The sequence below is a fragment of the Bradyrhizobium sp. NBAIM08 genome (assembly GCF_020193935.1).
GTDB lineage: Bacteria > Pseudomonadota > Alphaproteobacteria > Rhizobiales > Xanthobacteraceae > Bradyrhizobium > Bradyrhizobium yuanmingense.
The window spans coordinates 547,641-562,227 of sequence record NZ_JADYVR010000006.1 but is presented as its reverse complement, the minus strand read 5'-3'; the positions used below and the strand labels follow the sequence as shown (position 1 = coordinate 562,227).

Annotated in this window: 12 protein-coding genes; 8 read left to right on the top strand and 4 right to left on the bottom strand. The window is 63.0% G+C overall.

Going from position 1 to position 14,587, the window contains the following annotated elements; genetic code table 11:
- Positions 1 to 293: 293 nt before the first annotated feature.
- Entirely contained in the window at positions 294 to 3,596 is a 3,303-nt protein-coding gene (locus tag I6F37_RS23485) for an outer membrane protein (protein ID WP_225152804.1), read from the bottom strand.
- A 384-nt stretch (positions 3,597 to 3,980) separates the two neighbouring features.
- Here I6F37_RS23485 and I6F37_RS23480 point away from each other — a divergent pair, with 384 nt between their 5' ends.
- A complete protein-coding gene (locus I6F37_RS23480) occupies positions 3,981 to 4,958 on the top strand; it encodes an AraC family transcriptional regulator (RefSeq protein ID WP_109144350.1) in 978 nt (325 codons plus the stop codon).
- Between the two features lie 283 nt (positions 4,959 to 5,241).
- Positions 5,242 to 5,928 carry a hypothetical protein gene (locus tag I6F37_RS23475; protein WP_225111768.1) on the top strand — a complete coding sequence of 229 codons (687 nt, stop codon included), beginning with the start codon at positions 5,242 to 5,244 and terminating at the stop codon, positions 5,926 to 5,928.
- Between the two features lie 109 nt (positions 5,929 to 6,037).
- Here I6F37_RS23475 and I6F37_RS23470 read toward each other — a convergent pair whose 3' ends face one another.
- Positions 6,038 to 6,283, bottom strand: coding sequence for a hypothetical protein (locus I6F37_RS23470; protein WP_036005707.1), 246 nt, complete (start codon positions 6,281 to 6,283; stop codon positions 6,038 to 6,040).
- A 260-nt stretch (positions 6,284 to 6,543) separates the two neighbouring features.
- Between I6F37_RS23470 and I6F37_RS23465 the strand changes: the two genes are divergently transcribed.
- Positions 6,544 to 6,987, top strand: coding sequence for an SRPBCC family protein (locus I6F37_RS23465; protein ID WP_225111767.1), 444 nt, complete (start codon positions 6,544 to 6,546; stop codon positions 6,985 to 6,987).
- A 156-nt stretch (positions 6,988 to 7,143) separates the two neighbouring features.
- Positions 7,144 to 7,722: a c-type cytochrome gene (locus tag I6F37_RS23460; protein ID WP_225111766.1), complete on the top strand. Its 579-nt coding sequence runs from the start codon at positions 7,144 to 7,146 to the stop codon at positions 7,720 to 7,722.
- Positions 7,723 to 7,763: 41 nt separating this feature from the next.
- Here the strand turns inward: I6F37_RS23460 and I6F37_RS23455 are convergent, their stop codons facing one another.
- Both I6F37_RS23455 and zigA read right to left on the bottom strand, forming a co-directional pair.
- Positions 7,764 to 9,089, bottom strand: coding sequence for an Hsp70 family protein (locus tag I6F37_RS23455; RefSeq protein WP_225111765.1), 1,326 nt, complete (start codon positions 9,087 to 9,089; stop codon positions 7,764 to 7,766).
- Between the two features lie 123 nt (positions 9,090 to 9,212).
- Positions 9,213 to 10,418 (bottom strand): zinc metallochaperone GTPase ZigA, encoded by a 1,206-nt coding sequence (gene zigA, locus I6F37_RS23450; protein ID WP_225152802.1) that lies wholly within the window; start codon positions 10,416 to 10,418, stop codon positions 9,213 to 9,215.
- Between the two features lie 263 nt (positions 10,419 to 10,681).
- Between zigA and I6F37_RS23445 the strand changes: the two genes are divergently transcribed.
- From I6F37_RS23445 to I6F37_RS23430, 4 genes are all read left to right on the top strand, one after another.
- On the top strand, positions 10,682 to 10,819 hold the full coding sequence (locus I6F37_RS23445) for a hypothetical protein (RefSeq protein ID WP_193374960.1): 138 nt from the start codon (positions 10,682 to 10,684) through the stop codon (positions 10,817 to 10,819).
- 469 nt (positions 10,820 to 11,288) lie between these two features.
- Positions 11,289 to 12,293, top strand: a complete 1,005-nt coding sequence (locus I6F37_RS23440) for a tripartite tricarboxylate transporter substrate binding protein (RefSeq protein WP_036005923.1) — start codon at positions 11,289 to 11,291, stop codon at positions 12,291 to 12,293.
- Between the two features lie 85 nt (positions 12,294 to 12,378).
- Positions 12,379 to 12,876: a tripartite tricarboxylate transporter TctB family protein gene (locus I6F37_RS23435; RefSeq protein ID WP_036005718.1), complete on the top strand. Its 498-nt coding sequence runs from the start codon at positions 12,379 to 12,381 to the stop codon at positions 12,874 to 12,876.
- Between the two features lie 42 nt (positions 12,877 to 12,918).
- Positions 12,919 to 14,418, top strand: a complete 1,500-nt coding sequence (locus tag I6F37_RS23430) for a tripartite tricarboxylate transporter permease (RefSeq protein WP_036005721.1) — start codon at positions 12,919 to 12,921, stop codon at positions 14,416 to 14,418.
- The last annotated feature ends 169 nt before the right edge of the window (positions 14,419 to 14,587 follow it).

Below are 14,587 nucleotides of genomic sequence, written 5' to 3'. Positions count from 1 at the left end.
GATCGCTCCAGCCATAACCGCCATGCACGCCGGCGTAAAAACCGGTCCAGCTGAATGCGACCGGCGCGGGCGGCGCCTTGGTGTAGGCCCTGGCAAGATCGGCCGCGGAGGCGGCGTGGGAGAGACACACAGCCGAGGCCAGAAGGGCAGCAGAGACGATGGATTTCATGACTTCCCTCAAATTGCGCCGAGAGGCGGCGCACCCATGGAACGATTCAGTAGCGGCTTTTCGCCTGCCTATTTCACAGAGGTGATCGCAACCACCATCTGCATGCGCGTTTGCCACCGTGCACCTAGTCGCAATAGCAGAAGCCATAGACGGCACCGATCTTCGCAATGTGAATATCCGCACTGGTCTTTCGCGACGTGGTGTCTGCGTTCGACCTGAAAATGGTCGTGGTGCCCAGGGTCTGCGTGCTCGAGCTGGTCCGTGTCTCGTTGCGGTCGATGTCGAAGTGCATGTAGCGATATTCGCCGCGCAATGACCATCGCTGCGTCAGCTTGAACTCGCCGCCCGCGCCGGCCGTATAACCCGCCACCCACTTGCCGTTGGGCCCTTCGAAATTGCCGGGATCGGGAAAAGTGAAATGGCCCAGCGCCAGGCCGCCGAGACCGTAAAGCATCAAGTTCGGGGTCACGAGATAGCCGGCCCGGCCGATCACGCCGACGTTCGAGCGCAATTGCTCGCTGGCCTGCATCGCCACCTGATTGACACCTGTCGTCACGACACCGTTGGAAACTTGCCGGGTATTCCTCGTTTGCTCGCCGACCGTCTTGAACGCGACATCGGAGAACAGCGTGCCTTCGATCTGACCGCCGGCCACGACATTGCCGGCTCGCCAATTGTAGCCTGCGAACAGGTCGACCATCGAGCCCATCGTGTCGCCGACGGCATTGCCGCGGGTCGTCGTGCTGACGACGCCATTCGTCGTTAGCACGGCGCCATTGAAATTCTGCTGCGCGGAGTCGGCCGTCGAGGCGAGGTTCTGTCGGGCGCGGCCTGCGCCGGCAGCGAAATAGGCGCCGAGATAGGGGCCCGCCCAGTGGTCGCTGGGCGCGCCAGGCATCGCGGCCATGGCCGAACGCGGTCCGCCTTCACCGAACCGGTAGACCATGCCGATCTTCCCGGTGTGGAAATCGGCATTGATCTGACGATGGGTGCTGTCGGTGGACACAGAGGTCCTGGAGGATCCGGTCGATTGCGAGTTCGATGCGAATTTGCTGGATTCGTCGCGGTCGAAGCCGTAATGCGCATAGCGATACTCGCCACGCAGCGACCAATTGCCTGTCAGCTTCACTTCGCCGCCGGCGCCCAATGTGTAGCCGGCCACCCACTTGCCGCTGGAATCGCCGCGGCTGAAGTCCCCGTCTGCGTTAGTGAAATGCCCCAGCGCCAGACCCCCGAGGCCGTAGAGCAGCACGTTCGGTGTCACCAGATAACCGGCCCGGCCGATCACGCCGACATTCGAACGCAGCTGCTGCGGAGCCTGGCTCGCGGCGGTTTGCGAGCCCGAGAACCGCGAGGTGACAGCTCCGTTCGAGGTGTCGACTGAGGTGAATGTCTGAGGACCGATGGTGTTGAACGTAACGTCGGAGAACACCGAGCCTTCGATCTGCCCGCCGGCCACGACATTGCCGGCGCGCCAATTGTAGCCCGCGAAAAGATCGACCATCGAGCCCGTCACGTCCCCGACGGGACGGCCGCGCGCCGATTCAGTGCTGGTGGAGGTCGTGGTCCCGACGCTGGTGGTCGTGCTGGTCCTGCTGTTGTTCGTTGCGATGGTTTCCGCCGCACGTCCGGCACCGGCACCAAAATAGGCACCGATATAGGGTCCCGCCCAGCCGTCGCTCCAGGCCGGGCCCGGCGGTGCCGCCATCGCCGACCGCGCGCCTGACGCGCCGAATTGGTAAACCAGTCCAACCTTGCCGACGTGGAAATCGGCATCGATATGCCGCCGGTGGACGGTGCTGTTGGTGGACGTGTTGGTGCCGCCGCCCGATACGGACGTCGACGAGTTGCCTGACGGCTCGTTACGGTCATATCCGAAATGCATGTAGCGGTATTCGCCGCGCAGCGACCAGCTGTCCGTCAGCTTGACCTCGCCGCCCGCGCCCGCGACATAACCGGCCACCCATTTGCCGTTCTTGTCGCTGACCTGCGCTTCCGGGTCGGGATAATTGTCGGGATAGGTCAGGTGCCCCAGCGCCAGGCCTCCGAGGCCGTACAGCAGCACATTCGGTGTCACCAGATAACCGGCCCGGCCGATCACGCCGACGTTCGAGCGCAATTGCTGCCGGTCCTCGATGCTGTTCGTCCCCGATTCTGTCGAGGTGACGACGCCGTTGTCGCTCGACACCGAGCTGTATGCCTCGTTGCCGACCATCCTTGTGGTGACGTCGCTGAACAGGGTGCCTTCGATCTGCCCGCCGACCACGACATTGCCGGTTCGCCAATTGTAGCCCGCGAACAGATCGACCATCGAACCGGTCATGTCGCCGGCGAGATTGCCGAATCCTGATCGCGTGAACGCCGACGACCCGCCGAGACTGCTGGCATTGCCTTCGTCGTCGATTCTCGTGGAGGTCTGCCTTGCCCGTCCGGCGCCGGCGCTGACGTAAGCACCGATATAGGGGCCGGCCCAGCTGTCACCCCAGGCGCCTGCGAATGAAGACCCGCGTGCTGCCGAAGGTATCGCCGCCATTGCGGACAGCGGCCCGGAATCACCGAATTGGTAGACCAGACCGATCTTGGCCAGGTGGAAATCAGCATTTATGCGTGACGAAAAGGATTGACTGCTAGTCGAGACGGACGTGGTTGCGCCCGTCGCCGAGTTGGCCGTTGAGCTGGCGGCTGCGCTCCGGTTGAAGCCAAAGTTCAGATACCGATACTCGCCGCGCAGCGACCAATTGCCGGTCAGCTTCAGCTCGCCGCCGGCGCCGACCGTGTAGCCGGCCACCCATTTGTTGTTGTCACCGCCGAAAGGATCGGCGCCGTCGGCAAAGGTAAAGTGACCGAGCTCGAGGCCGCCGAGGCCATACAGCAGCAGATCCGGACGCGCGAGAAAACCGACCCGGCCGATCAGCCCGACCCGCGAGCGCAGCTGCTGGTTGCTCTGCACGATCGCAGTGCGGGCACCCGTCGAGGTCACCGCCCCGAGCAGCACGTTGGTGCTGACGCTGTTGAGCGTCTCGTTGCCGAACGGCTTCAACGCGACATCGGAAAAGACCGTGCCTTCGACCTGTCCGCCCGCCACGATACTCCCGGCCTGCCAATTATACCCCGCGAACAGGTCGACCATCGAACCGGTCACATCGCCCGCAAGATTGCTCGCAGTCGTTCCGGCCAGGGTCGAGCTCGACGTCACAACACCGGCGTTTGTCGAGACAGAACTGTTACCGAAACGGCCCGTCGAGGATTCCGTCACACGTCCGGCACCCGCGCCGAAATAGGCGCCGATATAAGGCCCGGCCCAGCTATCCACCCAAGCGGGTCGGGGTGGCGCCTTCACAGAGAGGTCGGCGGCCAGAGCTCCTGCAGAAACCATGATCGAGGCGCCAGCCAATGAAGCGCCCGTCAGTGATGTCAGCTTTTTCACTCCACCCCCCAATTCCAATTCCAAAGCAGGCGCTCCAAAACCACAGGAACGCGCCCCGTCAAAAGGCGTAGCGCACCACGCCCTTGCCGCCGTCGTTTGATGGCTAAGTTACTGACACGTCATGGCCATCGGCTTCTTGTCCTGGCCTGCACCCGAGTTGAACGATTCCGCATCGTCTGCCCTTTTCGGAATCCATGTTGCTCGGTGGATACATTCGCCCGTTCAAAGCATGACGAAGTTTGACAGCGACGCGCTCGACTTAGACTGGCGCGCGCAGCCAATTGGTTCTCGCAGAGAATGCGGCGCTTTACCGCACACGTAGCGCTTGCGCCGCGATAAACTCTGCGGCGGTATCAAGTTACACCTGAACTTTGCCGTGCAACGATGTCCAAGGTCGTATTCGCTTCGGATCAGCTTCCCGCGCATCTTGACGAAGGTGCGCGCCAGCGGCTGTGGCTCGACCTGTTCACCGACCATTTGTGCGCGGCGGACATTTCGTTCTTTCCCGATGCGCCGTTTTACTCGCGGTCCGAATTCCTGAAACTCGGCGATATCGCGGTCACCCAGCTTGAGGCTAATATTCAGACGGCAGTTCGTACCCAGCGTCACGTCGAAGCCGATACCCGCGGCGACTACATCATCGGCACCACGTTCAACGGTGTGAGTACGCTGATCAGGCAGGAAGGCCGCGAAGCCATTCGCGGCGCGGGGGAGGCGATGCTCTATACCAACGCCGCGCCGATCGCGTCGCAACTTGATGGGCCGATCGCCTTTCGCGGCATCACGGTGCCGCGCGCGCTGCTGGCCGAGCGGCTGCCGAATTTCGAGGACCTTGCCTTGACGCCGTTGGCTGCATCGCCGGCCTTGCGTCACCTGGAGCGCTATCTCGCCATCGTCATCGACTCCGACATCGATGCCGACCTCGTGCTGAAGGAGAACATCGGCACGCATCTCATCGATCTGGTCGCGCTGGCCCTCGGCGCCCGCGGCGATTCAGCCGAGCTTGCGACGCGGCGCGGGTTGCGTGCCGCGCGGCTGCAGGACGTGATCGCAGATATCAGGGGGCGTTTCGCTGATCCGTCGTTTTCGCCGAGCGAACTTGCACGCAAGTTAGGGCTTTCGCCGCGTTACGTCCAGGAACTGCTGCAGGAGACCGGATCGAGCTTTACCGAACGTGTCACCGAGCTGCGGTTGCAGAAGGCACGGAAGATGCTGCTCGATTCCCGCTACAACCGATCGAAGATCAGCGATATCGCCTATGCCTGCGGATTCAACGAGGTGTCCTACTTCAACCGCTGTTTCCGCCGCCGCTTCGGAACTTCGCCGAGGCATTATCGCCGCGATGTCGGCGAGCCGATGTGATCGGACGCGCAGTCCGGCGCTCGGCTGGCTCGCGTCCACCACGCACCATGATCGCCTCCGATCGTGTCGTGGCTGCGGCTTGCCAGGCGGAGACACCTTGCCGCCGCTGTTGGTGTTGAGGCAAAGTGTCCGCAAGAAAGTCAGGGCTATCGCATATGACTAGTGGCGGCCTGCGCGCACTCAGCCCTCATCCTGAGAGCCCGCCTAAAGCGGGCATCTCGAAGGATGGCCGCAAGGAGAAGCTTTCAAATGCGATAGCCCCGCGCAAGGCAGGGAGGTCAGCATGTCACTGCTCGGCAAGGCCGCCGTCGCGATGTGGTGGAGTGTCCGCCCGGAGCAGCGCAGCGAGTTCGGTGACTGGCATTCGCACGAGCACTTTCCCGAGCGGATGAGCATTCCCGGCTTTCGCCGGGGTTCGCGCTGGACCAGCGCGACGGATGCCGAGGGCTTCTTCGTGCTCTACGAGCTCGAGCACTACGGCGTTCTCACGTCGAAGGGATATCTCGACCGGCTCAATGCGCCGACGCCGTGGTCGACGAAGATGATGCCACATCATCTCGGCATGGTGCGCAGCCAGTGCCGGATCGCCGCGAGCTTTGGCGGCGGCATCGCAGGCGCGCTCGCCACCATCAGGCTGTCGCCGCTCAACGGACGGGCCGCCGAGCTACAGGCCCACCTTCTCGATACGCTTGGCGCTCTCGCCTCCAAGCCGGGGCTGACGGGCGCCCACCTCCTCCTGACCGATACGCCCAAGACGAGTTCGCCCACCACTGAACAGCAAATCCGCGGCAATGACGGTGCCGCCGACTGGATCATTCTGGTGTCAGGTTACGATATCGATGCGGTTGACGCTGTCATCGCCGGACAGCTCTCGCCGCCATCGCTTCAAAGAGCGGGCGCGCAGGATGGTCCGACGCCAGGTCGTTACAGATTGGCGTTCACAATGACACCGAATGACGTTGGGGCCTAGGCCGAGCCGATCAAAGAGCGCGCCGCTGCTCCGCAAAGAACTTCCTTGCCGCGGCTTGAAGTTTGCGCCCATCGTTTGGTCGTAGACCGACAATGAGCGCCTCCTGAACTCATTTGGGCGTCGAGCTCTTCTTGGAGGATTGTCCGCCAGGGGTGCTGCTGCCCGAGCCGTCCGTGGTGCCGGTCGACGAGGTCCCGGTCGTCATGCCGCCTTTGGTTTTGTCATTGTTCTTCGTGGTGTCGCTTGTTCCGCCCACCCCGGATTGCGCGCCTCCCTGTTGCTGACTGGGTTGCGCCATTGCGGTGGATCCCATCATCGAGGCGATCACTGCGCCCAGCATGAGCTTCTTGATCATCTGACTGTCTCCTGTTCTGATCGCGAACAACAAGCCGATACGCTCCGTGTTCCTCACGTGCGCGGTTAAACCAGGAGAGAGCTTCTGCGCTCTGCGGTCCCTGCGCAGGCAGGGTTCTCGCATATGAGGGGTTCGCGGTCCCGGCACCCGCGACAAAAAATCCGCAAAGTCCTGTCGGATCAGCGACGTCCCGGTCGTCCTCGTGACATGAATGGGCCATAGAGGCCAGCTCGGGCCCATCAACACTGAGGATAACAACCATGCCCAATACCGTCCGCCTGCACCGCGTTCTCGCCACCAGCCCGGAGAAAGTCTATCGCGCCTTCCTGGAAGCCGACGCGATGGCGAAATGGCTTCCGCCGAACGGCTTTACCTGCACCGTGCAACATTTCGAGCCCAAGGTCGGCGGCACGTTCAAGATGTCGTTCCGGAACTTCACGACGGGCAACAGCCATTCGTTCGGCGGCGAATATCTCGAGCTCGTGCCGGGCGAACGTCTCCGCTACACCGACAGATTCGACGACCCCAACCTGCCCGGCGAAATCCAGGTGACCGTGATCCTGAAGAAAGTCTCGGTCGGCACCGAGATCGACATCACGCAGGCCGGTATCCCCGACGTCATTCCACCGGAGGCGTGCTATCTCGGCTGGCAGGAATCGCTGCGTAATCTGGCCAGGCTCGTCGAGCCGGAGATCAATGAATAGCGGTCAGTATGGTAGGGTGGGCCAAGCGACTTGTCCGCCGTAGCTCGACGAGCGAAGGCGGAAGCGTGCCCACCACCAACGGTCTCTCAACCTCGCAAAGATGGTGGGCACGGCGCGCGAAGAGCGCGCCTTTGCCCACCCAACGGCACTTGCCAGATGGCGCGCACGGCGGAGCGCGCCTTTGCCCACGCGGCGGCACTGGTGTGCAGTCTTGATATGCATCAAGCCGTCAAGACGGCGAAGCGGCTAGGAGCAGACGTCTTCCCTGCGCGCGTCGGAGGCGAAATGATGCGATCTGCTGTCGAATGGTTGATCATTGCCGGTCTTGCCGCCGGTTTCGCCACCGCCGCCAAGGGCGAAGACGTCGATATCGGCAAGGCGGAATTTCAGTCTTCGTGCGCGAGCTGTCATGGCACTGACGCGAGGGGCAACGGACCCGTCGGCAGCCAGCTCAAGACCCGGCCTTCCGACTTGACCGTGCTGACCAAGAACAACAACGGGGTGTTTCCCACCAACGCCGTCTACGAAACCCTGTATGGGTCGAAATCGGTCCCGGCGCACGGCACCCGTGAAATGCCGATCTGGGGCGAGCGGTTCAACCCCATCGTCAACCTGCCTCACGCCGTGGATTCCTATTACTGGCAAAAGGCAGGGCCGCAGCAGAACCCGGAGGTCGTCGTGCGGACTCGGATTCTCGCCGTGATCGACTACCTGAACCGAATTCAGCAGAAATAGCGATCGAACAGCGTCGCCGCACAGACGCCGAACGCCGCCTGCTATGCCTTCGCGGCAGGTGCACCGCCTGCCGTCCAGCGCTCGGGATCCGGACTGTGCCCGATCAGCGCCAGGCCATAGGCGATCGACTCGAACTGGTCGCCGGACATCAGGCGCTCGTTGCCGAAGCGGTCGGCGAACAATTTTCGGACCGCAGGCACAAACGAGGTGCCGCCGGTCAGAAACACCTTCTCCACCTCGCGCGAGGCGATGCGGGCCTCGGCCAGCACCTTGTCGACGGTGGCACCTAACCGGGCGATGTCGTCGGCAATCCAGGCTTCGAATTTCTTCCGCGTGATGGCCGCGCCGATGTCGACGCCGCCGCCCCTAAAGCGGAAGTCCACCTCGTCCTGCGCCGAGAGCGCCACCTTGGCGTCGGACACCGCGCGGTAAAGCGCAAAGCCGAGGTCGAGATCGACGATAGTGATGAAGTCCTCGAGCAGCTCGGGCTTCAGCGCGGTGCGCGCGAGCTCGCGGAGCTCGCGCAGATCGCCGTTGCTCTTCATCATCGCGAGCTGATGCCAGCGCGCCAGGTTCGTGTAGTGCCCGGTCGGGACCGGCAGCACCTTGTCGAACGAGCGGAAGCTGGAGCCCTTGCCGAGCCGCGGCGACACGATGTGGTCGACGATGCGATAGTCGAAGGTGTCGCCGGCAACGCCGATGCCGGCATGGCCGAGCGGCTCGGCGCGAAGAACGCCGCCCGTACGCGAGAAACGCATCACGGAAAAGTCGCTGGTGCCGCCGCCGAAATCGGCCACCAGCACGGTGGCATCGCGCTCCAGCCTGCGGGCAAACGAGAATGCCGCGCCCACGGGCTCGTAGACATAGCGCGCGTGGCCGGCGCCCAAGCGCTCGAACGCGGCGCGGTAGCGCTGCATCGCCAGCGCCTCGTCGGGATTGCCGCCGGCAAAGCGCACAGGGCGGCCGACCGTGATGTTCGCCGCCTCGAAGCCGAACTTGTCCCCGCCATGGCGCGCCAGCGTGCGCAGGAACGCCGCCAGGATGTCCTCGAATTTGTAGCGCTGCCGGAAGACTTGCGTGGTGTTGAAGCTCGAGCTCGCTGCGAAGGTCTTGAACGATTGCAGGAAACGGTAGACGTGGCGTCCTTCGAGAAACTGCTCGATCGCCCATGGCCCGCCCTCCGCCTGGGCACCGGCGCCCGGCCGGTCCTCCCAGAAGCACAGGGCCGACACGTAGACGCTGTGGCGCTGCCCGCCATGGTCGAAGCGAATGGCTTCGACCCGGCGGTCGTCCGCCGCCAGCGCAACGACCGTGTTGCTCGTGCCAAAATCGATGCCGATCGAGACGGCGGGCGAGGCGCTCGACATGAACCACTCTGAATGATGCTTGGAAAGGGGGCAGAGCACTAACGGCTTTGCCGTCCCCTTGCAAGACCTGGTCCGAGATGGTCGAGCCCGGACCTCACGCCGCGTGGCTGGCAGGCACGTCGATCAGTTGGACTGATCGCCTCGACGCCAGGCCGGAAACGGATCGGCGAGAGCGGACCATGCGGCGATGTCCATGGTGGACGTATCAGGGACAAGGCATGCGTCCAGCCTGCCACGGATCTCGGCTTCGTCCATGCCGGTGCCGATGAACACGATCTCCTGGCGACGATCGCCGTACAGCTTGTCCCAATACTGGCCGAGCCGCTTGCGCCAGGCCTCATCGTTCGGCCACCGCTCCTTTGGAACGCTCGCCCACCAGAACCCCAGCGCTTCGGTCCTCACGATCGCTCCCGCCTGGCTGATCTCGCCGAGCCATTGCGGCCTCGTCGCCAGCCAGAAATGACCCTTCGCCCGGATCACGCCTGGCCAGGATGCCTTGACGAACTTGTCGAACTTCGCCGGATCGAACGGCCGGCGGGCGCGGTAGACGAAGTTCTTCACGCCATATTCCTGCGTTTCAGGCACGTGGTGGGCGAAACCATAGAGCTCCTTGTACCAGAGCGGATGCTGCTGGGCCTTCTGGAAGTCGAACCGGCCGGTGTTGAGCACGCGGTCGAACGGCACGCGGCTGTGATTGGCTTCGATGATGTCGGCTTCGGGATTCAACGAGCGGATGATCTGCCGTGCCGCCTCGCGCTGTTGCGGCGAGGCATCGTCCACCTTGTTGAGGACGATCACGTCGGCGAACTCGATCTGCTCCACGAGGAGATCGACCAGCGTCCGCTTGTCGCCGTCCAGCGCCTCGCCGCGCTCGCCGAGGAACTCGGTCGAGGAATAGTCCTTCAGCAGGTTGGCGGCGTCGACCACCGTCACCATCGTGTCCAGGTGGGCGATATCGGAGAGGCTTTCGCCCTCTTCCGAGCGGAAATCGAACGTCGCTGCGACCGGGAGCGGCTCCGAAATGCCCGTCGATTCGATCAGCAGATAATCGAAGCGCCCGCTTTCGGCGAGCGCACGTACTTCCCTCAGGAGATCGTCGCGCAGGGTGCAGCAGATGCAACCGTTGGTCATCTCCACCAGTTTCTCATCAGTCCGCGAGAGGTTGGCACCACCATCGCGGACCAGGTCCGCATCGATGTTCACCTCGCTCATGTCGTTCACGATTACCGCCACTTTCAAGCCGTGCCGATTGTTCAGGACGTGATTCAGCAAAGTGGTCTTTCCAGCCCCGAGGAAGCCGGACAAGACGGTGACGGGGAGTTTGGGCATGGAGATCGAACAGCCTCTTGAGGGGGATGGGCCGAGGACAACGAGACACGGCATCTCACTATGTAATGTTATAACATTACATTCTCTATTCAACCTGACCCTGTCAAGGCGCTCGGCCCGCCCAAGATTCACCGCCTATGCCGCAATGCGGAAGAAAGAATGCTGCTATGCAAACAAGAGCATGGACGCTGGCATCTGGCATACATAGATTGTTCCCAGAAATGAGACAGCAAGACTGACTGTTCTCAAGAAAGGGATTTCCGATGTCCAAGACCGCTTCCGTCGCTCTTGCGCCCTCCTCCTCGCTGTTCGCCCGCCTGATGGGCGCGATCGACGGCTTGCTGCTGGCGAGCGCCGAAATCTCCAATCGCAACGGGGACTTGCCGCGTTTCGGCCTGTAAGAAGGCCTTCGCTGCCTCACCGAACGGGCGACGGCACAGAAGCCAAAAACACGGTATTTGACCAAATGGCCCCGCCTGTCGGGGCCATTTCTGTTTGGCAGCGCCCTCCCTCGCAGGCGAGCGGAACTGCGACGATTAGTCCGCCGAGGCCAACCGACGATTCCGGTTGTTTGTCTACTGGCATTTCGCATACCATCCATTCAAACAAGAATGGTTGCACGATTCAAAAGTGTAAGGACGGGGAAGCGTAACGCAGGACGGAAGGCCGAGTGGCAAGTTTTGCCGCGCCCTTGGCGAAGCCTTAGCCGAAAGATGCGGATGCCGCGCGTTATCCCTGCTCATACAGTTTCTATCGGGACTGCCATGGGTGCTAGACCGCAAGGGTAATCCCGGGGCATGTGACTCGGGATGGGCTGACGCAAGCCGACAAAGAGCGGCTGCGTTGAGGGTTCGACAGGGAGTGAACAAGATGAAGCCATTCGTTCTGAATGTCGCGTTGGCGGCAATGGTGATGTCGTGCGCGAGCAGCACCGCAAGCCGTGCCGCCTGGGAGCCGGTCCGTCCGGTCGAGTTCATCGTGCCCGCGGGTACCGGAGGCGGCGCCGACCAGATGGCGCGCACCATCCAGGGCATCGTCACCAAGCACAATCTGATGAAGCAGCCGCTGGTCGTCATCAACAAGGCCGGCGGCGCAGGCGGTGAAGGCTTCCTCGATGTGAAGACGTCGGCGAACAATCCGCACAAGATCATCATCACGCTGTCGAACCTGTTCACGACGCCGCTGGCGACGGGCATCCCCTTCAACTGGAAGGATTTGACTCCGGTCGCGATGCTCGCGCTCGACGAGTTCGTGCTCTGGGTGAATGCCGAGAAGCCGTACAGCTCCGTCAAGGACTATGTCGAGGCCGCGAAGAAGGCACCAAGCGGCACGTTCAAGATGGGCGGCACCGGGTCCAAGCAGGAAGACCAGATCATCACGGTCGGGATCGAGAAGGCCATCGACGCCAAGTTCACCTACATTCCCTACAAGGGCGGCGGCGAAGTCGCGGTGCAGCTGGTCGGCAACCACGTCGATTCGACCGTCAACAACCCGATCGAGGCGGTCGCGCAATGGCGCGGCGGCAAGCTCCGTCCGCTCTGCGTGTTCGACGCCCAGCCGATGGCCTATGACGAGCCGATCGCCGAGGGCAAGGCCTGGAAGGATATTCCGACCTGCAAGTCGCAGGGCCTTGCGATGGAATATCTCATGCTGCGCGGCATCTTCATGTCGCCCAAGGCCACGAAGGACCAGGTCGAATATTACGTCGAGCTGTTCAAGAAGGTCCGCGCCACGCCGGAGTGGCAGGAGTTCATGAAGAGCGGCGCCTTCAACACGACCTTCCTGACCGGCGCCGATTACGCCAAGTGGATCGAGGCGGAGGAGAAGCGGCACGAAAGCCTGATGAAGGAAGCCGGCTTCCTCGCATCGAATTGAGCCTGGCATCGATGACGGCCGAGGATGCTGCGCGTCCTCGCGCCGGCAGCGACTGCGAAAGACTGCATTTCCGCCTGGAGGCCTCATGACTGAACGATCCCGAGCCGAATCCGGCCCCGCCCACAAGACGCTGGAAATCGGCATGGGGCTGCTGATCGGCGTGTTCGGCCTCATCGTGATCTTCGGCAGCCTCAAGGCCGGCATCAATTGGGGCCCGGAGGGGCCGCGCGCCGGATTTTTCCCGTTCTATATCGGCGCGGCCATCGTCGCGGCGAGTGCGATCAACGTCTGGAACGCGCAGCGCGACGATGACGGACGGTTGTTCGCCGAATGGGGGCAGCTGCGCCAGGTCATGAGCGTCGTGGTGCCGACCGCCATCTACGTCGGCACAATGCCGTTCATCGGCCTTTACGTCGGCTCGATGCTCTTCATCGCCTGGTTCATGCGCTGGCTCGGCGGCTATCGCTGGCTGACCGTCGCAGCGGTGGCGGTCGGCATGCCGGTCGTGACTTACCTCGTTTTCGAGCGCTGGTTCCTCGTCCCTCTGCCCAAGGGGCCGCTCGAGGAATGGCTCGGCCTGTGAGACCCATCCACCCATTCAATTGCTGCTGCAGGACGTTTTGACATGGAAGAGTTGGCCAATCTGTTTCACGGCTTCGCGGTCGCCCTGCAGCCCTACAACATCATGCTGATGGTGATCGGCATCACGCTCGGCGTCCTCATCGGCGTGCTGCCGGGGCTCGGGGGCGCCAACGGCGTCGCGATCCTGCTTCCGCTGACCTTCAGCATGCCGCCGACATCGGCCATCATCATGCTGTCCTGCATCTACTGGGGCGCATTGTTCGGGGGAGCCATCACCTCGATCCTGTTCAACATCCCTGGCGAGCCATGGTCGGTGGCGACCACCTTCGACGGCTATCCGATGGCCCAGCAGGGCAAGCCCGGCGAGGCCCTGACGGCGGCCTTTACCTCCTCCTTCGTCGGCGCGCTGTTTGCCGTCGTCATGATCACGCTGGTTGCGCCGCTCGTCGCGGGCTTTGCGCTTCGATTTGGGCCGGCGGAGAAGTTCGCGGTGTATTTCCTCGCCTTCTGCTCCTTCGTCGGCCTCAGCAAGGAGCCGCCGTTCAAGACCATCGCCGCAATGATGATCGGCTTTGCGCTCGCGGCGGTCGGGCTGGACTCGATCACCGGACAATTGCGGCTGACCTTCGGCATCACCGAACTGCTCAACGGCTTCGACTTCCTGATCGCCGTGATCGGCCTGTTCGGCATCGGCGAGATCCTGCTGACCATGGAGGAAGGGCTCGCCTTCCGCGGCGGCAAAGCCAGCATCAACCTTCGTGTCGTGCTCCAGACCTGGCGCGAGTTGCCCGCCTATTGGATGACATCGCTGCGGTCCTGCCTGATCGGCTGCTGGATGGGCGTCACCCCGGCCGGCGCGACGCCTGCGTCCTTCATGAGCTACGGCATCGCCAAGCGGCTGGCGCGACGCGGCAACAATTTCGGCAAGGGCGAGATCGAGGGCGTGATCGCGCCGGAGACGGCCGCACACGCCGCCGGCACCGCGGCGCTGCTGCCGATGCTGTCGCTCGGCGTGCCGGGCTCGCCGACCGCCGCCGTGCTGCTCGGCGGCCTCTTGATCTGGGGCCTGCAGCCTGGCCCGATGCTGTTCGTCGAGCAGAAGGAATTCGTCTGGGGCCTGATCGCCTCGATGTATCTCGGCAATCTCGTCGGGCTCATCGTCGTACTCACCTGCGTGCCGATCTTCGCCGCGATCCTGCGCGTACCCTTCGGCATCATCGCGCCGTTGATCCTGGTGCTCTGCGCGATCGGCGCCTATTCGGTGCACAACAGCACCTTCGACGTGATGCTGATGTTGGTGTTCGGCGTGATCGGCTATCTCCTGAAGAAGTGCAATTACCCGCTCGCGCCGCTGGTGCTCGCCATCGTGCTCGGCGACAAGGCCGAGGAAGCCTTCCGACAATCGCTGCTGGGCTCGCAAGGATCGCTCGGGGTGTTCTTCTCCAACGGCCTCGTCAGCACCATCATGGCGCTCGGCTTGGTCGCCCTGTTCTGGTCCGCGATCCAGGAAGGCTACAGCCGGCTGCGCACGTCGATGGCGTGAGGGGGATCTGCGCAATCCGCATCGGTACCGACGCCAAATTGCCGCACTCCAGACTTCTGGAATATAGAATTCCAGAGATTGCGCCGTCCCCCGCCGACGGCGCCTCGGCGCACGCGACCAATGCAGGCCTGCAAGAACGCCAAGTGCATAGGCTTTCAACAACGCCCCG